This is a genomic window from Klebsiella sp. AqSCr, assembly GCF_008452795.1.
GTDB classification, from domain to species: Bacteria; Pseudomonadota; Gammaproteobacteria; order Enterobacterales; family Enterobacteriaceae; genus Klebsiella; species Klebsiella pneumoniae.
Map to the genome: position 1 here is coordinate 1,583,549 of NZ_MJDM01000005.1, position 23,943 is coordinate 1,607,491.

Below are 23,943 nucleotides of genomic sequence, written 5' to 3' on the forward strand. Positions count from 1 at the left end.
GGCAGGGGCATTAAGAAGACATTAACGAACAGGATGATGCACGGCGTTAAAACCGAGCTGGCGCAACAGCGTCGCCGCCTGCTCATCGCTGCACTGCACATACAGCGAAGACCATTCGCGACGTTCCTGATAATTTTTACGCAGCTTGTCGAATTCACCGGCGACGCCGGCCACCTTCCGCAGCGGCGCATCATCGCGGCGCACATCATACACCAAGTGGACCAGTCTTTTCAGCGTCGGCTGATCGAGCGTTCCATGCAGGGTAATGCGGCCAAATTCCGGCGCCGGCAGCAGAGTGTCCAGCGCTACCTGCTGCGGATGGCCGATAAAGGCGCTGTAGGCTTCAAAAACCTGCGTCGTCCCGCGCGCTTTCCCTTCGAGGGTGTAGCCGGCGATATGCGCGGTACCGATATCCACTCGCTTGAGAAGCTCAACGTTTAGATCCGGCTCCGGCTCCCAGACGTCCAATACCACACTCAGCGGCTGACCAGCTTCCAGCCGCTTTAGCAGTGCGGCGTTATCGACCACCGGCCCGCGGCAGGCGTTGATCAAAATCGTTCCAGGCTTCAGGCGGCTTATCAGCGCCTCATCCGCCAGATGCAGGGTTTTATATTGCCCTTCTTTATACAGCGGCGTATGGAAGGTGATGACATCGGCTTCCTGGACCAGCGCCTCGAGGGAGCGGAAGTCACCTTCGTCGCCGCGATCGGCGCGCGGTGGGTCGCAGAGCAGAGTTTTGATCCCCAACGCTTCCAGGCGCTTTTGCAGTCGCCCTCCAACGTTACCGACGCCGACGATCCCGACGGTGCGATCGCGCAGCGCAAAGCCGTCGCGTTCAGCCAGCATCAGCAGCGATGAAAAGACGTACTCTACCACCGCAATGGCGTTACAGCCGGGCGCCGCAGAGAAACCAATCCCCGCCTGCTGCAGCCACGCCTGATCGACGTGATCGGTGCCGGCGGTAGCGGTGCCGACGAACTTAATGGCCTTGCCGGCGAGCAATGCTTCATTGACCCGGGTGACCGAACGCACCATTAGGGCATCCGCATCGGTCAGGGCATCGGCCGGGACCGGACGGCCTGGGATCGCCTGCACGTCGCCTAAACGGCTAAAAAGCTCACGGGCATAGGGCATATTTTCATCAACGAGGATTTTCACAGTTCAGTACCTGTCTGAGAACGAGAGTTAACTGGGGAAGTGTGCCATAATCTGGCCGCCAGGCATACTCATCACCTGGTTCCAGCACCGCGATATCGAAAGGATGAATCATGACGCACCCCCTTGCTGATATGCCAGACCGTCCTCCAGGGCGAGGCCCATCAGGCACTGCCGCCACCGGCGAACCTTCGCTTTCCATGCAGCAACGCACCGTTCTGGAGCGACTGATCACGCGCCTGGTGGCGCTGACCTCGCAGCAGAACGCGGAAGTGTGGGCCTGCGTCAAACATGACCTCGGACTGAAAGGTGACTCGCCCCTGCTGGCCTGCCATTTCAGCGCCGCGGAGGCCAGTCTCAACCAGCGCTTAGCCGCCGCTCAGGATAATCATCATCATCGCCAGACCTTAGCGCAGCTCAGCGATCTGCTCGGTCAGGGCAATAACCGCCAGGCGGTGAGCGATTATATTCGTCAGCATTATGGGCAAACGGCGCTGCATGCCCTTAGCCAGACGCAGCTGGAGAACATTCTGCATCTGCTGCAGCATGGCCAGCTGTCGATCCCGCAGCCGCAGCAGCGCCCGCCGACCCTGCGCCCGCTGTTGCCAGCCGAGCATAATACGCTCAATCAGCTGGTGACTAAGCTGGCGGCCGCCACCGGCGAACCAAGCAAGCTGATTTGGCAATCCATGCTGGAGCTTTGCGGCGTCAAGTCCGGGGAGCTGATCCCGGCGACGCACTTCCTGCCGCTTTCGTACTGGCTGCAGGCGCGGCAAACGCTGAGTGCGCAAAGCGCGCCGACGCTCACCTCGCTGCAGGGAGCGCTCAAGCAGCCGCTGGAGGCCGCGGAGTGGCAGAAAATTGTCGACTTTGCCAGTCGCAGCTGGCAGGTCACGCCGCAGACCACGCTGAGCCCGGCGCAGATCCTGGCGCTGCTGAACAAGGTGTTTGTGCTGCGGGTGGCCCGCGCCCAGGAGACGCTGGCCATCCCGCAGGAGGAGCCAGTCGCCAGGCGGACGTGGAGCGCTAAGCCGTGGCAGCTGGCGCTGGGCGCGGTTGTCCTGCTCCTTGTGCTGTGGCTCCTGCTGTAGCCCAGCAGCCACCAGCGGCGTTTACGGCTCTCTTTCATGCCAAACGCCGCGGTGTTTCCTACAGCGATTTCAGACCGGACAATAACCTAGCGGCGAAATGAGATAAGGGTGACGAGGATCCCCAGCGCCGCGCAGAGGGCGCCGGCAAGGAACACCGACGAGTAGCCCAGCGAGGTCGCCAGCAGGCCGGTCAGCGGCCCGGTCAGGCCATAGGAGATGTCCTGAAAGGCCGCATAGCCGCCGAGCGCGGTGCCGCGCACCTGCGCCGGGACGCGCTTCACTACTTCCACGCCAAGTGAGGGGAAAATAAGCGAACAGCCGCACCCGGTCAGCGCTGCACCGGCCAGCGCCAGCCAGGCATTCGGCGCCAGTCCCAGCAGCGTCAGACCAACCGCCTCTATCAGCAGCGAGACCATCGCCACCTTAACGCCGCCAAACCGATCCGGCATCCAGCCGAACAGCACTCGCATCAGCACAAAGGCGCCACCAAACGCCGTCAGGGTAAAGCCGGCCATTGGCCAGCTATGGCTGGCGAAATAGAGGGAGACGAAGGTGCCGATCACCGCAAAGCCGACACCCTGCAGGCCCAGGCCAATACCCGGCCGCCAGATCATGCCGATGACGCTCCAGAGTGAAGGCCGCTCGCCTCCGTGGGCCGCCACTTTGCGCACGGTACCGTTAATAAGCCAGGCGACGAGCGGTAGTCCCATGGTGACACAGGCCAGCACCGCCACGCCAAAATGGCTATAGATCAATAATCCCAGCGGGGCGCCCACCGCCAGCGAGCCGTACATCGCCATGCCGTTCCATGACATCACTTTGCCGGAACGGGCCGGTCCCACCAGGCCCATCCCCCAGCTCAGGTTTCCGGTCAGCAGCTGGCTTTCGCCAAACCCGAGGATCAAGCGGCCCAGCAGCAGCAGGCCGAGCCTGGCGAGCACCGGCAGCGGCAGCAGCGCAGCGGCCAGCCATGCCGCGCCCGCCAGGGCGCAGGCCAGCATCCCCTGCAGGACGGAACGTTTGGCGCCGTACTGGTCTGCCAGGCGCCCGGCGTACCCCCGGGTCAGAACGGTGGCGAGGAACTGGATCCCTACCGCCACGCCAACCACGGTGTTGCCAAACCCCAGCTCCTGATGGACAAAGAGCGGGATCACCGGCAGCGGCAAACCAACGGTCATATAGGTCAAAAAGACGGCAAACGTAATACGGAAAAGCGAAAAATTCGCCGAAGAATTGGATGTTGTTTCAGTAACTGCGGACATGCATTACTCCAGATTCGCAGAGTAAGGCGAGCAAAACGACACGCCCCCTCCACCTGATTATCAGGGTTAAGGCGCGTTGGTTGACGTTAAACGCTTACGCATTAGTGGAGAGACTAATGGATCCGCGAGCAGTGTGCCTGTGGGCTCTTACCCTGTCAAGATGACAAAAAAGGGGAGCCGGTGGCTCCCCTTTGCGCATCACATGCTGATTAGGCGTTGTATTTACGCATCACCAGCGTGGCGTTGGTGCCGCCGAAGCCGAAGCTGTTGGACATTACGGTGGTCAGCTTAGCGTCCGTCGGTTTGGTGACGATGTTCAGGCCGGCAGCCTGCTCGTCGAGCTCTTCAACGTTGATGCTCGGCGCGATAAAGCCGTGCTCCAGCATCAGCAGGGAGTAAATGGCTTCCTGTACGCCCGCCGCGCCCAGCGAGTGGCCGGTCATCGCTTTAGTTGCCGAAATAGCCGGGCTGTTGTCGCCGAATACTTCGCGGATGGCGCCCAGCTCTTTCACGTCGCCGACCGGAGTGGAGGTACCGTGGGAGTTCAGATAGTCGATCGGCGTATCAACGCCATGCATCGCCATCTGCATGCAGCGCACTGCGCCTTCACCAGACGGGGCGACCATGTCCGCGCCATCGGAGGTCGCGCCATAGCCGACGATTTCGGCATAGATGTGCGCGCCACGCGCCAGGGCGTGTTCCAGCTCTTCCACCACGACCATACCGCCGCCGCCGGCGATAACGAAGCCGTCACGGTTAGCATCATAGGTACGGGACGCTTTTTCCGGGGTGTCGTTGTATTTAGTGGACAGCGCGCCCATGGCGTCGAATTCGCAGGCCATTTCCCAGCACAGCTCTTCGCCGCCGCCGGCAAAGACGATGTCCTGTTTGCCCAGCTGGATCTGCTCTACCGCGTTACCAATACAGTGGGCGGAAGTGGCGCAGGCCGAGCTGATGGAGTAGTTAACGCCGTGAATTTTGAACGGCGTAGCGAGGCAGGCGGAAACGCCGGAAGCCATCGCTTTGGTGACCACATACGGGCCCACGGCTTTCAGACCACGCGGGCTACGCATGGCATCGGCGCCGAAGACCTGGAATTTCGGGGAACCGCCGCCGGAGCCTGCGATCAGGCCGACACGCGGGTTATTCTGATATGCTTCAGGCGCCAGACCTGCGTCGGCAACAGCCTGTTCCATGGACAGGTAAGCATAGATGGAGGCGTCGCTCATAAAGCGCACTACTTTGCGGTCAATGAGGCCAGTGGTATCCAGTTTGACGTTGCCCCATACGTGGCTGCGCATCCCTGAATCTTTAAGCTCCTGAGAGAAAGTGATCCCTGAACGTCCTTCACGCAGAGATGCCAGGACTTCCTGCTGGTTATTACCGATGCTGGAAACGATGCCCAAGCCAGTAATCACTGCACGTTTCATTAAATACCTCTGTAAGTCGCACTATTTTAAGTTTCGTGTCGCACAATAGCGTACACTTGTACGCCGAACAAGTCCGATCAGACATTTTGTGTATAAATTTGCGCCCTCAGGCACACATCGTTAAGATCGTGCTACGCCTTGTGATTCGAGTAACTTACGTGAAACAAAACGCCATACAACCCGCCAACCTGGAATTCAACGCTGAGGGTACACCTGTTTCCCGAGATTTCGACGATGTTTACTTTTCCAATGACAACGGTCTGGAAGAGACTCGCTACGTTTTTCTCGGCGGAAATCGCCTGCCGGAGCGCTTCCCCAGCCACCCTCGCCCGCTGATGATCGTCGCGGAGAGCGGCTTCGGCACCGGGCTCAATTTCCTCACCCTCTGGCAGGCGTTTGACGTTTTTGTTCGTGATAACCCGGACGTTACCTTGCAAAGGTTACATTTCATCAGTTTTGAAAAATATCCGCTGAAGGCTGAGGATCTCCGCCTGGCGCACCAGCGCTGGCCAGAGCTGGCTTCGTGGGCGCAGCAGCTGCAGGCGCAATGGCCGTCGGCCTTCGGCGGGTGCCATCGTCTGCTGCTCGACGGCGGGCGGGTGACGCTCGATCTGTGGTTTGGCGATATCAATGAGCTGACCAGGGAGCTGGATGATTCGCTGAACCAGCAGGTGGACGCCTGGTTTCTTGACGGCTTTGCCCCGGCGAAAAATCCCGACATGTGGACTCAGGATCTGTTCAGCGCCATGGCGCGCCTGGCGCGACCCGGCGGGACGCTGGCCACCTTTACCTCCGCCGGTTTTGTCCGCCGTGGCCTGCAGGAGGCCGGCTTTACCATGCGTAAAAGCAAAGGCTTCGGCCGCAAGCGGGAGATGCTGACCGGCGAGATGGCGCAAACGCTGAGCTTTCCTGCGCGCGTCCCCTGGTTCGCTCGCAGTAGCAGCGATGCCCGCGAGGCGGCCATCATCGGCGGCGGGATCTCCAGCGCCCTGCTCTCCCTGGCGCTGCTGCGCCGCGGCTGGCAGGTGACCCTTTACTGCGCCGATGAGGCTCCAGCGCAGGGTGCCTCCGGCAATCGCCAGGGCGCGCTGTATCCGCTGTTAAGTCAGCACGATCCGGCGCTGGCACGCTTTTTTCCGGCCGCCTTTACCTTCGCCCGCCGAATGTATGACGCGCTGCCGGTGATGTTCGATCACCAATGGTGCGGTGTTACCCAGCTCGGCTGGGATGAGAAAAGCACGCATAAAATCGCCCAGATGCTGGCGCTGAATTTACCCCCGGACATCGCCTGCGCGGTGACGGCGGAACAGGTTGCCGGGCTGACCGGCGTCGATACCGGCTGCGGCGGCATCACCTATCCGGCCGGCGGCTGGCTGTGCCCGCAGCAGCTCACCGCCGAGCTGCTGGCGCTGGCGGCCACGCGCGGACTGCACGTGCACTATGGTTATCCCGTCGAAACGCTCAGCGCGGAGGGCGATGGCTGGCTGCTCAATCAGCAGCGCTATCATCAGGCGGTGGTTCTGGCGAACGGCCACCGCATCACTGGTTTTGCGCAAACCGCCCAACTGCCGGTCTACCCGGTTGGCGGCCAGGTCAGCCATATTCCCACCACCCCGCGGCTTGCCGCCCTGCGCCAGGTGCTGTGCTACGACGGCTACCTGACGCCACAGAATCCGCAAAATCAGCAGCACTGCATTGGCGCCAGCTACCACCGCGGGAAAACCGACACCAACTTCAGCGAAGAAGATCAGCAGCACAACCGGCAACGGCTGATCGACTGCTTCCCGGGCGCGGAGTGGCCACAGGACGTGGATATCAGCGCCAACGACGCTCGCTGCGGCGTGCGCTGCGCCACCCGCGATCATCTACCGATGGTCGGCAACGTGCCGGACTACGCGGCAACATTGACGCAATACGCCAGCCTCCACGAACAACCGGATATCGCCGATAGCGCGCCGGTCTGTCGTAACCTGTTTATGCTTGGCGCGCTCGGGTCGCGCGGACTTTGCACCGCGCCGTTAAGCGCTGAGCTGCTGGCGGCGCAAATGAGCGCGGAACCGCTGCCGCTGGATAGCGACACCCTGGCGGCGCTGAATCCGAATCGGCTGTGGGTGAGAAAACTGCTGAAGGGAAAAGCGGTGAAATAAAACCATGAAGGCAGGCAATTTCCCGGGTACGGCTGACGCCTGACCCGGGCTACAACATGGCTCAGGCCTGATTTTTCGCCTGTTGATACAGGTTATGCCACATCCCCTGCACCAGAATTTGGTCCGGCGGCGACAGTTCGCCAGCGCTGATGGCTTTCTCCAGGCTCTGGCTAACTCTGCTGTGTACCGCGTCAGCAGAATGCTCGCCCTCACCTTCCAGCTCAGCCACCGCCAGCGTCAGGTGGCCGCGCAGATAACCGCCGGCAAACAGTTCATCATCACTGGCGTGGTCTACCATGTTGTCAATCAGCGCCAGAATGCGTGATTCAAACTCCGCGATCATCATCTTACCTCTTGTCATGTAATGTGCGGCCTTAGTGCAGGTCTTCCGGCCACGGAAAGTGTTTCGCCGTCAATGGCGGCGTTTGATAATAGTGTTGTAACGCGCGAATAAAGCGCGCCGGACGTTCGGGGATCCCTTGTTCAAGTAAAGTCATCACCCGAGCATGCACCCGGCGCTGGAAGGCGATGCGATCGGGCTCAACGTCCCCGTCCAGATTGTCACAGCTGACGTTAAACGGAAATCCCGCCGCCACGCAGAACAGCCACTCAAAGGCCTGCGGTTTCACCTCGACATCCTCAAACTGGCTTTGGGTCATCGCATCGCGGCCGTCCGGGCAGTACCAGTAGCCAAAATCTACTTGTTCGCGACGCGCCTTGCCGGCGACACACCAGTGAGAGATCTCGTGCAGGGCGCTGGCAAAAAATCCGTGCGCAAACACGATACGGTGATAGGGCGTTTCATCGTCAGCCGGAAGGTAGATCGGCTCATCGTCGCCTTTAATCAGGCGGGTATTAAATTCTTCGGCAAAGCAGCTGTCGAAAAGGTCTATCAGCTGCTGATAATGGTGTTGCTGTTGCATTAATGAATTCCCAACCACTGCAAAATCTCAGCCCCGTGGCTGTCATAAAGAAGTTTCGCGCTCATCACCGCCGAGACGATAACGATCATCGGCCGGATCAGCGACTGCCCTTTACTCAGCACCAGCCGGGACCCGGCGCGGGCGCCAATAAACTGGCCGGCCATCATCACAAAGCCGGTGGCCCAGATAACCTTTCCACCGATGATAAACAGCAGCAGGCCGCCGACGTTTGAGGTGGCGTTCAGCAGCTTGGCATGGGCCGTCGACTTGGCAAGGTTAAATCCGGCCAGGGTGACAAAAGCCAGGGCGTAAAACGAACCGGCGCCGGGGCCGAAAAAGCCATCGTAAAACCCTACGCTACCGCCGGCGACCAGCGCAAACGGCAGACCGTAAAGCCGACGCTGCCGGTCGGCTTCGCCCAGTTTCGGCATCAGCAGGAAATAAAGGCCGATGCCAATCACCAGCAACGGCAGGATCTGCTTCAGAATATCGGATTGCACGTGCTGCACCAGCAGCGCTCCGGCGGTTGAGCCGATAAAGGTCATCAGAATATTCAGCTTCTGATCGGCCAGATTAACCACCTTGCGGCGGACAAAATAGAGGGTCGCCGATAGCGACCCGCCGCAGGCCTGCAGCTTATTGGTCGCCAGCGCCTGGGCTGGCGGCATGCCGGCCGCCATCAGCGCAGGGACAGTCAATAAGCCCCCACCTCCCGCCAGTGAGTCAATAAAACCGGCCAGGATGGCGACAAAGAAGAGTACCACCAGCACCAGCGGCGATACGGCAAACAACTCGATAAAACTATCCATTACAGCACATGCTCATCCAGTAGCGCCTGGCAGGAAGGCGGCAGCGGCGGCGGCGTCTTCTTCACAGGGGGGGTAGACCCGGGTTTAGGTGGTTCGAACCAGCTCTGCAGCTCCGCTCCGCAGCCATCGCCGGGCGGCGGCGGCGCCTGATCCTCGCACTCCAGACTTCCCGCCGGGCAACGCAGTCGGACGTGCATATGAGCGCGATGCTGGAACCAGGGACGGACTTTACGCAGCCACTGGCGGTCGCTGCCCGCGTCCAGGCACAGCTGCTGTTTAATCGCCGGGTTGACGAAGATGCGGGTAACTTCGCTATCTTCCGCCGCCAGCTTGATAAGCTGGCTGATTTGCGGGCTCCATAGCGACGGCACCACATGCTTGCCATCGCTGGCGACCAGGTCCAGCGCCTGCGGCTTCAACAGCTGGGACGATGTCCAGCGCGTTTGCGGCAGCTGAAGGAAGATATCGACATCGAGGCCCGTCTGGTGGCTGGCGTGCCCGCCGTTAAAGCGCCCGCCCGCCGGCATCCCCATGTCGCCAATCAGCACGGTTCCCATACCTTTATTGTGCACCTGATTACTCAGGCGCTGAATAAACTGAACCAGATCCGGATGACCGAAGTAGCGACGCTGATCGGTACGCATCACCTGATAGCCGGGGGCACTCAGGGGGAGCGCCTCGGCGCCAACGATACAGCCATTGGAAAACGCGCCGATTGACTGGGCGCTGCCGCCGATCGGTTGGGTTATTTTCTGCCATGGCGTGGCGGCCAGGCTACCGGCGCTAGCCAACAGCGCAAGCAGTGCGATAACGGTGTTTTTCATGGTTACCAGCGTGGAATTGTCGTCGTCACGTCGCCATTCTGCGCGCGCTGACGCATAAAGTGATCCATCAGAACGATCGCCAGCATCGCCTCAGCGATCGGTACGGCGCGGATGCCGACGCACGGATCGTGACGCCCTTTGGTGATCATCTCCACTTCTTCGCCAAAGCGGTTAATCGTATGACCGGGAACGGTAATACTGGAGGTAGGCTTCAGCGCGATGTTGGCAACGATCTGCTGGCCGCTGCTGATGCCGCCAAGAATGCCGCCGGCGTGGTTGCTCTGGAACCCGGCTTTGGTGATCTCATCGCGGTTTTCGCTGCCGCGCAGCTTCACCACCTCGAAGCCGTCGCCAATTTCCACCCCTTTCACGGCGTTGATGCTCATCAGCGCGTGGGCGATATCGGCATCCAGACGGTCGAAGACCGGCTCGCCGAGGCCTGGCGGTACGCCGTCAGCCACTACCGTCACTTTCGCGCCAATGGAGTCGCCCTCTTTTTTCAGGCCGCGCATCAGTTCATCCAGGGCGTCGATTTTATCCGGGTCCGGACAGAAGAAGGGGTTCTGCTCAACCTGATCCCAGTCTTTGATGGCCAGCGGAATATCGCCCATCTGCGTCAGGCAGCCGCGAATGACGATGCCGAACTTCGCGGCAAGGTATTTTTTGGCAATCGCCCCGGCCGCTACGCGCATCGCGGTTTCGCGCGCAGAAGAACGACCGCCGCCGCGATAGTCGCGCAGACCATACTTTTGCTCGTAGGTGTAATCGGCGTGGCCCGGACGGAACAGATCTTTGATCGCGCCGTAATCCTGCGAACGCTGATCGGTGTTCTCAATCAGCAGACCGATACTGGTCCCGGTGGTAACGCCTTCGAAGACGCCGGAGAGGATTTTGACCTGATCCGGCTCGCGACGCTGCGTGGTGTAACGCGAGGTACCCGGGCGACGACGATCGAGGTCGCGCTGCAGGTCGGCTTCGGTCAGCGGGATGCCCGGCGGCACGCCGTCAACGATGCAGCCCAGCGCCAGACCGTGCGATTCGCCGAAGGTAGTGACGCGAAAGAGTTGTCCAATTGTATTTCCTGCCATCACGGCTCCAATCTTTTTCGTTATGTTGGCGTGTTGTTTTTTTAGTCTTTATAAATACCGAAGTGCGCACGGGCGTCAATCAGCTGCTGTTTGGTCAGCATAAAGACCCCGTCGCCGCCGTTATCAAACTCAAGCCAGGTAAACGGCACATCCGGATACTGCTCCATCAGATGTACCATGCTGTTACCGACTTCACAAATCAGAATCCCGTCGTCGCTGAGATAATCCGGCGCGTTGCCGAGGATACGGCGCGTTAGCTTCAGGCCGTCGCTTCCGGAGGCCAGCCCCAGCACCGGCTCATGCTCATACTCTTCCGGCAGATCGGCCATGTCCTCTTCATCGACATACGGCGGATTGGTGACGATCAGATCGTACTGCAGCTTCGGCAGATCGCGGAACAGGTCGGAACGGATCGGCGTAACGTGATGGATCAGGCCATGGGACTCAACGTTGTGCTCGGCGACGGCCAGCGCGTCCGGGGAGATATCTACCGCATCGACTTCCGCCTCCGGGAAGGCATAGGCGCAGGCGATGGCGATGCAGCCGCTACCGGTGCACATATCAAGGATGTGCTGCGGCTTATGGTTAATCAGTCCGGCAAACTGGTTATTGATCAGTTCGCCAATCGGGGAGCGCGGCACCAGCACCCGCTCATCAACGTAAAACTCATGCCCGCAGAACCACGCTTTGTTGGTCAGATAGGCGACGGGAATACGCTCGTTCACGCGGCGAATCACCCGCTCTACAATGCGGTGTTTCTCGCTGGAGGTCAGGCGCGCAGTGCGCATGTCTTCCGGGATATCCAGCGGCAGATACAGTGAAGGCAGCACCAGCTGTACCGCCTCGTCCCACGGGTTATCAGTCCCGTGACCGTACCAGATATTAGCAGCGCTGAAACGGCTTACCGCCCAGCGCAGCATGTCCTGAATGGTATGCAGCTCATTGACTGCCTCATCAACAAAAATTTTATCCACGACATCCTCCAGGGCACACTCTGCTATAAATTCGGCGGCTAGTGTGCCATGAAGACGGCGATAAATCAGCATTCTTGCGATAAGGGGCGGGGGAAAAAACAGGTTTTCCTTGCCCGAAGGGATATTGAGTCGGGTAAACTAGCGCAAAGTATGAATGAGAGCGGACAATGAAAAAGAAGACATCGCTTAGCGAGGAGGATCAGGCGCTGTTCCGTCAGCTGATGACCGGCACGCGGAAGATCAAACAGGACACTATTGTTCACCGCCCGCAGCGCAAGAAAATTACCGAGGTTGCTCCTAAGCGTTTGCTGCAGGAACAGGTCGATAACAGCCACTATTTTTCCGATGAGTTTCAACCGCTACTGAATACCGAAGGCTCGACGAAATATGTCCGCCCCGACGTCAGCCATTTCGAGCTGAAAAAGCTGCGCCGTGGAGATTATTCGCCTGAGCTGTTCCTCGATCTGCATGGGCTTACCCAGCAGCAGGCCAAACAGGAACTGGGCGCGCTAATTGCCGCCTGCCGCCGCGAGCATGTGTTTTGCGCCTGCGTGATGCACGGGCACGGGAAACACATCCTCAAACAGCAAACCCCGCTGTGGCTGGCGCAACATCCGCATATTATGGCGTTTCACCAGGCACCAAAAGAGTACGGCGGTGACGCCGCACTGCTGATATTGATTGAGGTCGAGGAGTGGCAACCGCCGGAGCTGCCGTAACGGCGGGCTCCGGGGGGCCGTCAGATGGCGTTGGCCATCTTGAGGTTGCAGGGGCTTTTTTGCCAGAGGAACTCACCTTTGCCGTCGGCATCCAGCGTCACGCAGGCGATAGCCGAGGTGGTGAACATCGGGGGCGTTTCCCCCGGACACAGCTCTGAGACCAGATACCCCACCAGCGGCAGGTGGGAGACAACCAGCGCCGTCGCCACGCCTTCATTCGCCAGCGCCTGCAGATAGGCGCTCACCATTCCCACATCACCGCACGGCGTGAGCTCCGGCATCACGTCGACATGTTTCGGCAGGTTCATGCACTCCCCAACAATATCCAGCGTCTGTTCCGCACGCAGATAGGGACTGACAAGAACGCGCTCAATATCCACTTTTTGACCTTTCAGCCAGGTTGCCATCTGACGAGACTCATCACAACCGCATACGGTTAATGGACGAACCGAGTCACTGGCTGCATCGAGGGCAGCGTCGCCGTGACGCATAATAAAAACTTGCATATTGCACCGCTTTTGTTAACCAGAAGCACCGTAGTTTGGCCTGCGAAGACAATACGCAGGTGACCCGGTGGCCGGGCATTGTGCCTGATCCATTCCACGAATGAAACGCTGTTTTTTACCTCAATGGCGTAAGTATAGTCAATCATTGTTTACAAAACAGCCAATCAACAGCGTCGTCCGCAGCCGGATTTACCTTCTTTGACCACAACTTAGGTCAGCCGTTCATCCGCTGGCCAAAAGGTGGTCCCCTGTTCAGCCATGCGTAATAAAGTGTCACAGGGTGTAAAACGTGGGCCGAACTGGGCGGCCAGGCGCTGCAGGATCGCGGCAACTTCACCCGCGCCGATAGTATCCATATACCGGAACGGGCCGCCAAGAAATGGCGGAAACCCTATACCAAAGACGGCGCCGATATCGCCATCGCGCGCGCTCCGGATAATCTGCTCATCAAAGCAGCGCGCCGCTTCGTTAAGCATCATCATCACACAGCGCTCCGCCACCTGCTGCGCGGAGAGCCGCGACTGCGGGCGGCCGATGCCGAGCAGCGGATAGACTGCCGGGTCGGGCCGTTTTTTGCTTTTACGCCCTTTTGTCTCATAAAGATAGAAACCACGATTATTTTTTCTGCCTTTGCGATCGTCCTTCAAAATCGCGTCAATGATGTTTGCAGGCGGGCTAAAACGTTCTCCAAACGCGCCCTCCAGCACGGGGATAATTTTGGTGCCGGTATCGATACCCACCTCATCCAGCAGTTGAATCGGCCCCACCGGGAAACCGAATTTAACCAACGCGTTATCAATGACTTCAATCGGTTCGCCTTCCACCAGCAGGCGCATCGCTTCATTGATATACGGCGCGAGGATACGGTTCACATAGAACCCCGCTTTATCTGCGACAACAATCGGCGTTTTCCCCTGCCGTTTAGCCAGCTGCACCACGGTGGCGATAGTCTGCGGGTCGGTTCCCTTGTGCGGGATCACCTCAACCAGCGGCATTTTTTCCACCGGACTGAAAAAATGCAGGCCGATTACCTGCCCCGGGCGGCTGGCGTGAGCGGCAATATCGCCGATTGGCAACGATGAGGTATTCGACGCAAAGATGGTCTGCGGCCCGCCGTATTGTTCCACTTCGCTGACCATCCGCTGTTTGAGAGCCAGGTCTTCAAATACCGCCTCGATCACCACATCGCGATGAGCAAAGCCCTGATAGTCGGTAGTGCCGGAGATCAGCGCCATCTGACGATCGCGCTCCACTGGGCGCAGTCGACGCTGACGAACCTGTTTATTCAGCAGATCCCAGCTGTACTTTAAGGCGTGGTTGATGCCACGCGGCTGGATATCTTTAATCCGCACCGGCAGCCCACCCTTACAGGCGGTCACATAGGCGATCCCCCCGCCCATCAAGCCACCGCCCAGTACTGCAACGCTTCTCAGCGGACCGGGGCCCGCCTCGGCGCCAGGGTCTTTTTTCAGATCGGTACTGGCAAAGAAGATCGATCGCAGCGCCTGCGACTGCGGGCTCATCGCCAGTTCGCCAAATGCGCGCGCCTCTTCAGCGTATCCGCTGCTGCAGCCATGGGCCAGACCATTCTCGACGACCTGCAAGATTCGCTTCACCGCCGGGTAATTTCCCTGCGTTTTGCGCTGCGTTTGTTTACCGACAAACTGGAATAACAGATGGCGCCCCAGGGGCCCTGCCAGTACGCGTTCACGAACAGGCACCTCCCGGCTGGTCGGTCGTCCCTTCAGCGCCAACTTCACCGCCGCCTGCAGTAAAATCGCCTGCGGCACCACCTCGTCCACCAGACCGGCCTTCAGCGCCTGCCGCGGCCGCAGCTGCTTACCGGTGAGCATCATATCCAGCGCGGTGCTGACCCCGATCAGCCGCGGTAAACGCTGCGTCCCGCCGGAACCCGGCAGCAGGCCAAGCTGTACCTCCGGCAAGCCGAGTCGGGTTTTTTCGTCATCGCTACAGATACGGCCATGACAGGCTAGCGCCAGCTCCAGACCGCCGCCAAGGCAAGCGCCGTGGATAGCGGCAATCACCGGGATCGACAGGCCATGGATCTCAGCCATAATCTGCTGTCCCTGGCGCGCCAGCGCTTCCGCCTCCTGCGCGCTGCGGCAGCGGGCAATCATGTTGATATCAGCGCCGGCGATAAAGTTATCCGCTTTGGCGGAGATAAATACTACGCCGCGCACTGACTTATCGTCACGTAACTGGCGTATCAATCCCCGTACCTGACTGCCAAATTCGGCTTTCAGGGTATTCATTTTTTCACCCGGGGCATCAATGGTGATCACCGCGATTTTGTCCGCACGGACCTCAAGCTTAAAAGCGGAAACAGTATCCATTATTCAGCCTCCACGATCATCGCCGCACCCAGACCACCAGCCGCGCAGGCCGTCACCAAACCAAATCCCCCGCCCCGTCGCCGCAGCTCATGCAGCGTCTGGGTGATCATCCGCGCGCCGGTGGCGGCGAAGGGGTGACCGTAGGCGATAGAGCCGCCGAGGACGTTAAACTTGCTTTCATCTACCTCACCGGTGGCCTGCGAGCGGCCCAGCACCTCGCGGGCAAAGTGGTCGCTTGCCAGACACTGGAGATTGGCCAGCGTCTGCGCGGCGAAAGCTTCGTGCATATCGATAAGCGTGAGATCCGCCAGCGTCAGGCCAGCGCGCTCCAGCGCCAGTGGCGTGGACCACGCGGGCCCCAGCAGCATATCCTGCCAGACGTCGATGGCAGTAAAGGCGTAGCTGCGCAGATAGCCCAGCGGCCTCAGCCCCAGCTCTTTAGCCCGCGACTCGGTCATCAGGATCACCGCTGCCGCGCCGTCCGTCAGCGGCGTACTGTTGGCGGCGGTGACGGTGCCATGTTTGCGGTCAAAGGCCGGGCGTAACTTCTGATAATCTGCGAGCGTTGAATTTTTACGAATATTGTTGTCCTGCTCGAGCGGTTCGCGGAAAGGGGGAGCATAGGCGGTCATCACCTCTGCGGACAGTTTACCCTCTTCCCAGGCTTTCGCTGCCAGCTGGTGCGAACGATGCGCCAGGGCATCCTGTTGCTCGCGGGAGATCCCCCAGCTTTTCGCCATCTGCTCGGCGGTATCGCCCATCCGCAATCCGGTTGAATATTCAGCCACCGCCGGGGGGACCGGCAGCAGGTCGCGTGGCCGCAGACGGGAAAACAGCTTCAGCTTTTGGCTCAGCGTGCGTGCCTTATTGGCATCCACTAGCGTGCGGGCCAGCGTTTTACTGACCCCAATGGGCAGGACAGAGGAGGAGTCGGCGCCGCCGGCAATACCGGCGCGGATGGTGCCGGCCATCAGGCTTTCAGCGACGTTCGCCACGGCCTGGAAACTGGTGGCGCAGGCGCGGCTGACGCTATAGGCGTCGGTATGTACGCTCATGCCGGTACCCAGCACAATTTCCCGGGCGATGTTCGGCGCTTCCGGCATCTGCACCACCTGGCCAAAGACCAGTTGCTCGATGACTTCGGCAGGAATGTCGCTGCGCGCCAACATCTCGCCAACCACCATTTTTCCTAAATCAATGGCCGGAACGCCATGAAAAGCCGTAGCCTGACGAGCAAATGGCGTGCGTAGCCCCGTGACAATGGCAATGCGATCGCCCTGACGGGTGATAAGCGGTAATGCCTGACTCATAACACTCCCCTGTTAACCAAGACAACCAAGTGGTCTGACCTGATAACATTCTTAACTAATTTTTTACATTAAGCCAATCGGAGAAGCGCAAAATTGCGAGCCAAAACACAGTGAAAAGAAAAGGAAACGCCCCTTATCAGGGGCGTCGAGGGGGAAGGATTAACGTAAGCCCAGCTGGAAGATCAGGGATTCTGCTTCGCAGCTGAAAACAAAATCGATATCCAGCTGCACACCGCCGTCAACGTCAGTGAAGGTTGGGTTAATTTGGCACGGCTCAGATTCGACATTGCGGGCTTTTTCGCTTAACGCGGCGAGCGTTTGCTCGGCTTCAGCGCGGTTGGCGAATACGTGGCTGTAGGAGGCGATGCAGTCGGTGTTGTCAACAATCGTGCCAACATCCATACAGCAGCAAACCGGGGTTTCATCAGCGCTACATTTACTCATCGTAGATTTCCTCTGGAGATGCACCTTCGGTGCCAGAAAAATGATGTGCCTATTTTACGCCCTGTCCCCAGTGAGCCTCCAGCCGAGAATCGCTCTGCCGGCGTTAAGTGACAGAAATCACACTTAAAAATGATCTAAAACAAAAATCCCCTTCTGTCCCCCTTGCTCTCTCCGAGATTTTTGCCAGCTGGATCGCGTTTCTGTTATCACAATTGAAAAACTTCATAAACATACTTGCAACAAATCATCTGGTCAGACCTATACTCAGCGCACTGGTCTGATTTCTTGGTTGTACCGCAGACCCTACACTCCCGCGCTTCTGTTACGGCATGTAACATAGTTTAAAAAAAAATAACTCAATGAGGTTATGGGCATGAGCCAGAAAACCCGCTTTACCCAATCTGCCCTTGCAGTGGCTGTCGCACTTGTTTCCACCCAGGCCTGGTCAGCAGGCTTCCAGCTCAACGAATTCTCTGCATCGGGGCTGGGTCGTGCCTATTCCGGTGAAGGGGCGATCGCTGACGATGCTGGTAATGCCAGTCGTAACCCGGCATTAATTATGATGTTCGACCGCCCGACCATGTCGGCGGGCGCCGTGTTTGTCGACCCGGGCGTTAATGTTTCGGGCACCTCTCCCACCGGCAAGAGCCTGAAAGCAGACAATATCGCCCCGACGGCGTGGGTGCCCAACTTCCACTTTGTCGCGCCGATTAACGACCAATTTGGTTGGGGGGCGTCTATCACCTCTAACTATGGTCTGGCAACAGAGTATAACGATGATTATGCGGCCGGCAGCATGGGCGGTAAAACCGACCTGACCACCGCGAACTTCAACCTGAGCGGCGCCTACCGCCTCGACAGCAACTGGAGCTTCGGCTTAGGCTTTGACGCGGTCTACGCCAAGGCGAAGATCGAGCGCTATGCAGGCGATCTGGGGCAGATTGTCGCAGGCTCTGGCGCGCTGCCGCCGGCGCTGGCGGGCCAGGTAGCGAAGATCCCGGCCGACACGCAGATCGCCCATCTTAATGGCAACGCGTGGGGCTTCGGCTGGAACGCCGGGATCCTCTATGAGCTGGATAAGAATAACCGCTACGGTTTAACCTACCGTTCTGAGGTCAAGATCGACTTCGACGGTAACTACCGCAGCAGCCTGCCGGCGGCCTATAACCAGATCCTCGGCAACTTCGGCCTGCCGGCGGGCACCAGCGGCCAGACGACAAATGGTTCGCTAACCCTTAACCTGCCGGAAATGTGGGAGCTGTCCGGCTATAACCGCGTGGCGCCGCAGTGGGCGGTCCACTATAGCCTGACCTACACCAGCTGGAGTCAGTTCCAGGAGCTGAAAGCCACCGGCAGCAACGGCCAGACGCTGTTCTATAAAGAGGAAGGCTTCAAGGACGCCTATCGTCTTGCGCTGGGGACCACCTATTATTATGACGATAACTGGACCTTCCGTACCGGTATCGCCTTCGATGACAGCCCGGTGCCGGCTAATAACCGCTCTATCTCTATTCCGGACCAGGATCGCCTGTGGCTGAGCGCGGGTACCACCTACGCGTTCAATAAAGATGCCTCGGTTGACGTCGGCGTTTCATACATGCACGGGCAGCATGTTGAAATTAAGGAAGGCCCGTATACCTTCCGTTCCGAAGGAACCGCCTGGCTGTACGGCGCTAACTTCAACTACCGCTTCTGATAAGCAGCGCGCCACAAAAAAGGGTGAACATTATGTTCACCCTTTTTTTATCATTCGCCGATCACTGTGAATCGATATCCTTCAGCTCATCCTGAATAGCCTGAGCATTCGGGTTGTCCGCCGGGGTCAGCTTACCGCCGTTGGCGATAAAGTCATGACGCTGGAAGTAGGCTTCACGCATCAGAATGTAAGGGTCGGAAGACTGGCGCAGCAGGCCGTCGGAATCCAGCAGCTGAGCACGTGTCTCAATCCCTTCCACCGCCCATTTACCGATCGACATCGGCCAGGTCAGCCAGGAGAGCACCGGATACAAGCCATCGGCCATATCGCCGCCTTCGTCGCGCAGGGTAAAGCTTCCATAGAACGGCAACTGAACATACGGGCCATAGCCAACGCCATAATGCCCAAGCGTACTGCCGAAACGATGTGGCTCAACCCGCTGTAGCTGCGGATTCGCCATCCCGGCCACATCGATAAGCCCACCCATACCGAGAATGGTGTTAAGGAAGAAGCGGGTAAAATGCACCATACCTTTATAGGGGTCGCCCTGCAGGAAGTAGTTCACCATCACTGCCGGCTCTTCCAGGTTACTGGTAAAATTGCTTAACCCGTTGCGTGCCGGCTGTGGGACGTAGTCGCGCCATGCCACCGCGACGGGGCGAAGCACGTAAGGATCAACCACGTTAAAGTTGAAGTTAAACATCGTGCGGTTAAACCCTTCTAACGGGTCTGAGCGCCCCTGCGGCCGATCGCCAGAGCTGGAACTGGCACATCCCACCAGCAATGTGGCGCCAAGCGCAAGCGCCGACAGGCGATAATTCATAGATGTCTCCCTGGTTTTTATGGCTATCGCGAGTTGCCATCCATGACGGAAAGACAACGCTTCCGCCCGTAAAGATGTGAGCGATTGTAACAGCACGTTGAACGATGTCTATATCACCCAAGTTGTTGATTTGATCTTAGCCTGGGAATAACGAAATCGCGGGGCTCCTATTCTACCGGAGCGACAAAAATCTGACGTTACCATTTTTGCGATTTCAGAGTATGCCCAGCCAGACGGCAGGGAAAGCCGCTACGCTATAACTATACAGATTGATAGCGAGGGCCACGAAATGGATGAACTAGACAATAACAAATTAAAGGCAGAGGATGACGAAAGAGAAGTGGAAAGTGAGGAAAATCAGCGTGGTGAAGAGATCGAAGTAAATGAAGATCGCCTTCCCTCGCGGGCGATGGCGATCCATGAACATATTCGCCAGGAAGGGGAAAAAGAGATGGAGCGCGATGCGCTGGCCCTGCTATGGTCAGCGATTGCGGCCGGCCTGTCGATGGGGGCCTCCCTGCTGGCGAAGGGAATTTTTCACGTCAAACTGGAGGGGATCCCGGGCGGTTTTTTGCTGGAAAACCTCGGCTACACCTTCGGCTTTATTATCGTAATTATGGCCCGCCAGCAGCTGTTCACTGAAAATACGGTCACCGCCGTTCTGCCAGTGATGCATAATCCCACCCTCGGTAACGTCGGTTTGCTGATGCGGCTATGGTCGGTGGTGCTGGCGGGCAATCTCATCGGTACCGCGGTGGCCGCATGGGCCTTCAATTATATGCCTATTTTTGATGAGCCAACCCGTCAGGCCTTTGTCAGCATCGCCGAAGACGTAATGAAGAACAGTCCGACAGAGATGTTCGCTAATGCGATTATTTCCGGCTGGCTGGTCGCCACCATGGTCTGGATGTTTCCTGTCGCCGGCGCCGCCAAAATCGTGGTGATTATTCTCATGACCTGGCTTATCGCCCTGGCGGATACCACCCATATTGTGGTGGGCTCGGTCGAGATCCTTTATCTGGTGTTTAATGGAAATCTGCCCTGGAGCGACTTTATCTGGCCGTTCGCCCTGCCGACCCTGGCGGGAAATATCTGTGGTGGGACCTTCATCTTCGCACTGCTGAGCCATGCGCAGATCCGTAACGATATGAGCAGCAAGCGAAAAGCGGAAGCCCGCGCCCAGGCGGCGGAGAAAGGGAAAAAGGCCGACCGGGCATAAAAAAAGCGCCCTGAGTGGCGAGGGTTTAAGCAGTCAGACGGTATGGCTCTTACTCAGGCGGGCAAAAAACGCTATACTCGTGCCGCCTTGTCCCCTTAGTTAAATGGATATAACGAGCCCCTCCTAAGGGCTAGTTGCAGGTTCGATTCCTGCAGGGGACACCATATAAACGTTGCCCGCCATTCACCACGATGACCTAAACGCCAGCCAGAACGTATTCTTCTCGTAATCATAATTAGCCAACGATTTCAGTATGGTTAGTCCTGCCAGAAAGGAACGTGTCTTTGTCGATCACGCACACAATAAACCGACAGCAACGCGCATTTCTGCGTACAATACCTTCTGAATTTTTCAGTCACTAGCCGCGACCTTTTACAACCTTCTCTGGACGATACAGGAGCCAGGCGTTGATATGAAACAGATCACCCTCAGCGATATGCAGCAGCAGAGCGAAGCGGCAGCCAGTGCTCCGCGCCTGCGTGCCCATCGCAATTTTCATCCCGAACTAAGCGACCCGATACAGCGTCTGGCCATCGCCATGGAACCCGGCACCTATATCCGCCCCCACCGGCACAGGCATACTTTCGAACTTTTGCTGCCGCTGAAAGGCCGTTTTGTGGTGCTGAATTTTGATGACCACGGCGTGGTCACCAACCGGGTGGTGCTGGGTGAAACCTGTACGGCGCTGGAAATGGAGGCTGGCACCTGGCATACGGTGCTCTCGCTCGACGCAGGCGGCATGGTATTTGAAGTCAAACAAGGCGCTTATCAACCGCTTGCCGAAATGGACACTATGGCCTGGGCGCCTGCTGAAGGCCAGCCAGGCACTGCCGAAATGATGGCCTGGTATGCCATCGCGCAACCGGGTGACCGCTTCCTGTCTATGCCGCAATAACTACAGGTAGGTTCGACAGGCGCCGCAGGCGTCTGTTTGATACTTCCTGCCGACCACAAAGTTTGCCAAATTGACCGTCCCTTTTTTCGTGCTCCGCTCATACTCACCTTAAATATTGCTGCTAAACAGGAAGAAACGCTTATATTCAGCAAACTATTTTTCTCTACGAATAAGAGATGATAAGATAACGGGAAAGAGTAAATATCGGCAGCAAAACAATAAAAACAGCCAATTTATCGATATATTATTCTCAATGTGAATGGATTTTGTTAATCAGGTAAAGGAAGTCAGCAGAAAAAATAAATCATTGTTATTGATGCTTTTGCTCACCATGGCGATTTATTTTTTCATCGACATACAATTCTTATGAATATTACAGAACGGAATATCTGGAAGCTAAATAATTTACCGCCAATGGAGTATTGCTCTCTGGCGCGGGCGCAAAAATTATTAAACTGCGAACTGGAAGACATTCTTCACTGGCATGATATAGGCGCAATCAATCTATGTCTTAAGCTTAACCCAACGCCGGGAATATTAAAAATCGCCGTCCTCTCCCATCAGGAAAAAGAGGTAACCAGCGCGTTTAATCCATTTACCTCAGTCGAGGCAGGAGAAACAGTCTGGTCGCATCACTCCCATATCCGCAGCATTCTGCGGCTTGAAGGCGATATTCCGACGATGGAAACCCTGCGCGGAAATACGGTAACCCAGTTCAACGTAAAGGTATTTGCTTCATGGCTCTGGCATCCACACTGTCGGAACCTAATGGCGCTGCTGGAGGCGCCAGATGATATTCTTTTCGAAAACCGCCTCAGCATGATGCTGCCGGATAAACCATTTGTTTATTGTCATTTCATTCCAGAGGAAGACGAACGCCCCTCGATATCATTGAACCGCATCTATATCACCAGCCAGGCCATTGAGAAAATATACGCCCACAGTATTAGCGCCCGGCCTATGGACGTGACGAAAAATCCGCTACTGGATCAAACCCGTTACATCCAGCAGGAATTAACCGTCCTGCCGCAAAGTGAGGTATTGCTGGAATTTATCCATTATCTTATTCAGTCCCATACTGTATTTAATGAGAAGTTGCAGAGTATGGCTGAGCCAGACAAGACTCAGCTCTTTCATCACGTGCTGGAAAGGCTTAAGGAAGAAGGCATGCTTATAGAGAATGCCCAGCCCGATGAAGGCGATATCGGCAGCGAAGCCAGCCGTGAGTCGCAGTTCGCCGGCGAGTAACGTAGTCCTTCAGGCAAGGGACTGGCGGTTTTCCTGCTCAATCGTTATCGCGTTCTCTCGGGCCAGGGTGATGAATTCGCGCGCTGCGGCGCTCTGCCAGGCGCCCTGCCGCTGCAATAAACAGGCCGTGCGCTGCAGCAGCGCAGGTCTTAGCTCAATCGCCACCACATCATCAAACTGCCCGGCGATCGCCGCCGGCAGCAGCGTTGCTAACGTTGTGCTTCGAATAACCGACAGAACGGCCCCGATGGAGTTGGCCTCCATCCGCACGTCTGGTTCGAGCCGATGAAGGCGGCAATAACGATCAATCTGCTCGCGGGTAGCAAACTCGCTGCTCAGTAAAATTAGCGGCTGGGCGTCGAGAGCCTGCAGTTGCAAGTCGCGCTCTCCTGCCAGCGGATGCGCACGGCTCACCACCAGCGCAAGCGTTTCCGTCAGCAGCGGCTGAACCACAATTTCCTGTGACCGGCTGTCGTCAAAGGCAATCCCCACATCCAGTTCATCCTCCAGCAGCATCGCCTCCATCCGCTCCTGGTTCATCTCCTGGATAAGCACTTTTACTCCAGGATAGCGTCGGTAGTACGCCTCCATCAGCGGGCCCAGCATATAGGTAGTGAAAGTTGGCGTCATAGCAATGCGGAGTTTACCGTGCTGGAGATCTTCTGCGTCATGCAAGGCGCGCCGACCTTCCTCAAGCTCGCGTAACGCGCGACGGGCATACTCCAGCCAGATCTCACCGGCATCGGTCAGGCGAATCCGTCGGCCAGAGCGGTCGAAAAGCTGAACCTCCAGCATCGCTTCCAGCTGGCGTATCTGCTGTGACAGCGCAGGCTGGGAGACATGCAGCGCCGCGGCGGCGCGGGAAAAGCCACAATGTTCAGCCACAGCGATAAAGTAGGAAAGTTGGCGCAGAAGCATCGGCCCACCTATAAGAAATTCCAATAGGCATTATCATAAATAAGTCTTTTAACTTATGAAACAAGAGACGTACCCTCTTCGCACGACCCTCAACATATTTCACCTTTA

22 protein-coding genes and 1 tRNA gene are annotated in these 23,943 nt (G+C 57.7%); 8 read left to right on the forward strand and 15 right to left on the reverse strand.

Translation table 11 applies throughout. The features are described 5' to 3' along the window. Nucleotides 1–21: 21 nt before the first annotated feature. A complete protein-coding gene (pdxB, locus tag BHE81_RS11650; RefSeq protein WP_009307374.1) occupies nucleotides 22–1,158 on the reverse strand; it encodes a 4-phosphoerythronate dehydrogenase PdxB in 1,137 nt (378 codons plus the stop codon). Between the two features lie 110 nt (nucleotides 1,159–1,268). On the opposite strand from pdxB, the gene flk reads away from it, so the two are divergent. Further along, nucleotides 1,269–2,246 (forward strand): flagella biosynthesis regulator Flk, encoded by a 978-nt coding sequence (flk, locus tag BHE81_RS11655; RefSeq protein WP_023282884.1) that lies wholly within the window; start codon nucleotides 1,269–1,271, stop codon nucleotides 2,244–2,246. Nucleotides 2,247–2,332: 86 nt separating this feature from the next. On the opposite strand, the gene BHE81_RS11660 is transcribed toward flk, so the two are convergent. Both BHE81_RS11660 and fabB read right to left on the reverse strand, forming a co-directional pair. Further along, nucleotides 2,333–3,508 carry an MFS transporter gene (locus BHE81_RS11660; RefSeq protein WP_004149211.1) on the reverse strand — a complete coding sequence of 392 codons (1,176 nt, stop codon included), beginning with the start codon at nucleotides 3,506–3,508 and terminating at the stop codon, nucleotides 2,333–2,335. A 209-nt stretch (nucleotides 3,509–3,717) separates the two neighbouring features. After that, nucleotides 3,718–4,938: a beta-ketoacyl-ACP synthase I gene (fabB, locus tag BHE81_RS11665; RefSeq protein WP_002913291.1), complete on the reverse strand. Its 1,221-nt coding sequence runs from the start codon at nucleotides 4,936–4,938 to the stop codon at nucleotides 3,718–3,720. Nucleotides 4,939–5,096: 158 nt separating this feature from the next. Between fabB and mnmC the strand changes: the two genes are divergently transcribed. Next, nucleotides 5,097–7,085 carry a bifunctional tRNA (5-methylaminomethyl-2-thiouridine)(34)-methyltransferase MnmD/FAD-dependent 5-carboxymethylaminomethyl-2-thiouridine(34) oxidoreductase MnmC gene (mnmC, locus tag BHE81_RS11670; RefSeq protein WP_023301691.1) on the forward strand — a complete coding sequence of 663 codons (1,989 nt, stop codon included), beginning with the start codon at nucleotides 5,097–5,099 and terminating at the stop codon, nucleotides 7,083–7,085. 61 nt (nucleotides 7,086–7,146) lie between these two features. Here the strand turns inward: mnmC and BHE81_RS11675 are convergent, their stop codons facing one another. Genes BHE81_RS11675 through prmB form a run of 6 tightly spaced genes read right to left on the reverse strand, consistent with a single transcriptional unit; the run spans nucleotide 7,147 to nucleotide 11,703 of the window. After that, nucleotides 7,147–7,428, reverse strand: coding sequence for a YfcL family protein (locus BHE81_RS11675; RefSeq protein WP_002913338.1), 282 nt, complete (start codon nucleotides 7,426–7,428; stop codon nucleotides 7,147–7,149). Nucleotides 7,429–7,459: 31 nt separating this feature from the next. Beyond that, nucleotides 7,460–8,008: an elongation factor P hydroxylase gene (locus BHE81_RS11680; protein WP_021440519.1), complete on the reverse strand. Its 549-nt coding sequence runs from the start codon at nucleotides 8,006–8,008 to the stop codon at nucleotides 7,460–7,462. Beyond that, complete coding sequence (locus tag BHE81_RS11685; RefSeq protein ID WP_002913340.1) at nucleotides 8,008–8,817, reverse strand: sulfite exporter TauE/SafE family protein; 810 nt, start codon at nucleotides 8,815–8,817, stop codon at nucleotides 8,008–8,010. Before BHE81_RS11685 ends, BHE81_RS11680 begins: the two co-directional genes overlap by 1 nt. Next, nucleotides 8,817–9,641 carry a penicillin-insensitive murein endopeptidase gene (gene mepA / locus BHE81_RS11690; protein ID WP_004174960.1) on the reverse strand — a complete coding sequence of 275 codons (825 nt, stop codon included), beginning with the start codon at nucleotides 9,639–9,641 and terminating at the stop codon, nucleotides 8,817–8,819. Before mepA ends, BHE81_RS11685 begins: the two co-directional genes overlap by 1 nt. Nucleotides 9,642–9,643: 2 nt before the next feature. Continuing rightward, nucleotides 9,644–10,729, reverse strand: coding sequence for a chorismate synthase (gene aroC / locus BHE81_RS11695; protein ID WP_023287874.1), 1,086 nt, complete (start codon nucleotides 10,727–10,729; stop codon nucleotides 9,644–9,646). 41 nt (nucleotides 10,730–10,770) lie between these two features. Then, on the reverse strand, nucleotides 10,771–11,703 hold the full coding sequence (gene prmB / locus BHE81_RS11700; RefSeq protein ID WP_002913346.1) for a 50S ribosomal protein L3 N(5)-glutamine methyltransferase: 933 nt from the start codon (nucleotides 11,701–11,703) through the stop codon (nucleotides 10,771–10,773). Nucleotides 11,704–11,870: 167 nt separating this feature from the next. On the opposite strand from prmB, the gene smrB reads away from it, so the two are divergent. Further along, nucleotides 11,871–12,422 carry an endonuclease SmrB gene (smrB, locus tag BHE81_RS11705; protein ID WP_002913348.1) on the forward strand — a complete coding sequence of 184 codons (552 nt, stop codon included), beginning with the start codon at nucleotides 11,871–11,873 and terminating at the stop codon, nucleotides 12,420–12,422. A gap of 20 nt (nucleotides 12,423–12,442) precedes the next feature. Here the strand turns inward: smrB and sixA are convergent, their stop codons facing one another. From sixA to BHE81_RS11725, 4 genes are all read right to left on the reverse strand, one after another. Then, nucleotides 12,443–12,928 carry a phosphohistidine phosphatase SixA gene (gene sixA, locus BHE81_RS11710; RefSeq protein ID WP_002913355.1) on the reverse strand — a complete coding sequence of 162 codons (486 nt, stop codon included), beginning with the start codon at nucleotides 12,926–12,928 and terminating at the stop codon, nucleotides 12,443–12,445. 209 nt (nucleotides 12,929–13,137) lie between these two features. Then, nucleotides 13,138–15,282 (reverse strand): fatty acid oxidation complex subunit alpha FadJ, encoded by a 2,145-nt coding sequence (gene fadJ, locus BHE81_RS11715; protein ID WP_023301690.1) that lies wholly within the window; start codon nucleotides 15,280–15,282, stop codon nucleotides 13,138–13,140. Beyond that, on the reverse strand, nucleotides 15,282–16,592 hold the full coding sequence (gene fadI / locus BHE81_RS11720) for an acetyl-CoA C-acyltransferase FadI (RefSeq protein WP_004185010.1): 1,311 nt from the start codon (nucleotides 16,590–16,592) through the stop codon (nucleotides 15,282–15,284). Before fadI ends, fadJ begins: the two co-directional genes overlap by 1 nt. Nucleotides 16,593–16,751: 159 nt before the next feature. Then, entirely contained in the window at nucleotides 16,752–17,036 is a 285-nt protein-coding gene (locus BHE81_RS11725) for a YfcZ/YiiS family protein (protein ID WP_004174950.1), read from the reverse strand. A 373-nt stretch (nucleotides 17,037–17,409) separates the two neighbouring features. Between BHE81_RS11725 and fadL the strand changes: the two genes are divergently transcribed. Then, entirely contained in the window at nucleotides 17,410–18,732 is a 1,323-nt protein-coding gene (fadL, locus tag BHE81_RS11730) for a long-chain fatty acid transporter FadL (protein WP_002913360.1), read from the forward strand. A 61-nt stretch (nucleotides 18,733–18,793) separates the two neighbouring features. Here the strand turns inward: fadL and mlaA are convergent, their stop codons facing one another. Next, nucleotides 18,794–19,555, reverse strand: coding sequence for a phospholipid-binding lipoprotein MlaA (gene mlaA / locus BHE81_RS11735; RefSeq protein ID WP_002913362.1), 762 nt, complete (start codon nucleotides 19,553–19,555; stop codon nucleotides 18,794–18,796). A 289-nt stretch (nucleotides 19,556–19,844) separates the two neighbouring features. Between mlaA and BHE81_RS11740 the strand changes: the two genes are divergently transcribed. The 4 genes from BHE81_RS11740 to BHE81_RS11755 all read left to right on the forward strand — a co-directional run bounded on the left by BHE81_RS11740 (nucleotide 19,845) and on the right by BHE81_RS11755 (nucleotide 22,917). After that, on the forward strand, nucleotides 19,845–20,774 hold the full coding sequence (locus BHE81_RS11740; RefSeq protein ID WP_004149224.1) for a formate/nitrite transporter family protein: 930 nt from the start codon (nucleotides 19,845–19,847) through the stop codon (nucleotides 20,772–20,774). 89 nt (nucleotides 20,775–20,863) lie between these two features. Further along, nucleotides 20,864–20,938, forward strand: a tRNA-Arg gene (locus BHE81_RS11745). Between the two features lie 248 nt (nucleotides 20,939–21,186). Next, nucleotides 21,187–21,669 carry a WbuC family cupin fold metalloprotein gene (locus tag BHE81_RS11750; protein ID WP_004174945.1) on the forward strand — a complete coding sequence of 161 codons (483 nt, stop codon included), beginning with the start codon at nucleotides 21,187–21,189 and terminating at the stop codon, nucleotides 21,667–21,669. A gap of 366 nt (nucleotides 21,670–22,035) precedes the next feature. Further along, the gene (locus BHE81_RS11755; RefSeq protein ID WP_023342668.1) at nucleotides 22,036–22,917 is read left to right on the forward strand and encodes a hypothetical protein; all 882 of its coding nucleotides are present in this window, start codon (nucleotides 22,036–22,038) and stop codon (nucleotides 22,915–22,917) included. Nucleotides 22,918–22,926: 9 nt separating this feature from the next. Here the strand turns inward: BHE81_RS11755 and cynR are convergent, their stop codons facing one another. Further along, nucleotides 22,927–23,835 (reverse strand): transcriptional regulator CynR, encoded by a 909-nt coding sequence (gene cynR, locus BHE81_RS11760; RefSeq protein ID WP_004149227.1) that lies wholly within the window; start codon nucleotides 23,833–23,835, stop codon nucleotides 22,927–22,929. Nucleotides 23,836–23,943 lie beyond the last annotated feature (108 nt).

What these genes read in the sequence shown, in the direction of transcription:
- flk (WP_023282884.1), top strand. Translation starts at nt 1,269, where the DNA reads ATGACGCACCCCCTTGCTGATATGCCAGACCGTCCTCCAGGGCGAGGC.
- BHE81_RS11660 (WP_004149211.1), bottom strand. Translation starts at nt 3,508, where the DNA reads ATGTCCGCAGTTACTGAAACAACATCCAATTCTTCGGCGAATTTTTCG.
- fabB (WP_002913291.1), bottom strand. Translation starts at nt 4,938, where the DNA reads ATGAAACGTGCAGTGATTACTGGCTTGGGCATCGTTTCCAGCATCGGT.
- BHE81_RS11675 (WP_002913338.1), bottom strand. Translation starts at nt 7,428, where the DNA reads ATGATCGCGGAGTTTGAATCACGCATTCTGGCGCTGATTGACAACATG.
- BHE81_RS11680 (WP_021440519.1), bottom strand. Translation starts at nt 8,008, where the DNA reads ATGCAACAGCAACACCATTATCAGCAGCTGATAGACCTTTTCGACAGC.
- BHE81_RS11685 (WP_002913340.1), bottom strand. Translation starts at nt 8,817, where the DNA reads ATGGATAGTTTTATCGAGTTGTTTGCCGTATCGCCGCTGGTGCTGGTG.
- mepA (WP_004174960.1), bottom strand. Translation starts at nt 9,641, where the DNA reads ATGAAAAACACCGTTATCGCACTGCTTGCGCTGTTGGCTAGCGCCGGT.
- aroC (WP_023287874.1), bottom strand. Translation starts at nt 10,729, where the DNA reads ATGGCAGGAAATACAATTGGACAACTCTTTCGCGTCACTACCTTCGGC.
- smrB (WP_002913348.1), top strand. Translation starts at nt 11,871, where the DNA reads ATGAAAAAGAAGACATCGCTTAGCGAGGAGGATCAGGCGCTGTTCCGT.
- sixA (WP_002913355.1), bottom strand. Translation starts at nt 12,928, where the DNA reads ATGCAAGTTTTTATTATGCGTCACGGCGACGCTGCCCTCGATGCAGCC.
- fadJ (WP_023301690.1), bottom strand. Translation starts at nt 15,282, where the DNA reads ATGGATACTGTTTCCGCTTTTAAGCTTGAGGTCCGTGCGGACAAAATC.
- fadI (WP_004185010.1), bottom strand. Translation starts at nt 16,592, where the DNA reads ATGAGTCAGGCATTACCGCTTATCACCCGTCAGGGCGATCGCATTGCC.
- BHE81_RS11725 (WP_004174950.1), bottom strand. Translation starts at nt 17,036, where the DNA reads ATGAGTAAATGTAGCGCTGATGAAACCCCGGTTTGCTGCTGTATGGAT.
- fadL (WP_002913360.1), top strand. Translation starts at nt 17,410, where the DNA reads ATGAGCCAGAAAACCCGCTTTACCCAATCTGCCCTTGCAGTGGCTGTC.
- mlaA (WP_002913362.1), bottom strand. Translation starts at nt 19,555, where the DNA reads ATGAATTATCGCCTGTCGGCGCTTGCGCTTGGCGCCACATTGCTGGTG.
- BHE81_RS11740 (WP_004149224.1), top strand. Translation starts at nt 19,845, where the DNA reads ATGGATGAACTAGACAATAACAAATTAAAGGCAGAGGATGACGAAAGA.
- BHE81_RS11750 (WP_004174945.1), top strand. Translation starts at nt 21,187, where the DNA reads ATGAAACAGATCACCCTCAGCGATATGCAGCAGCAGAGCGAAGCGGCA.
- BHE81_RS11755 (WP_023342668.1), top strand. Translation starts at nt 22,036, where the DNA reads ATGAATATTACAGAACGGAATATCTGGAAGCTAAATAATTTACCGCCA.
- cynR (WP_004149227.1), bottom strand. Translation starts at nt 23,835, where the DNA reads ATGCTTCTGCGCCAACTTTCCTACTTTATCGCTGTGGCTGAACATTGT.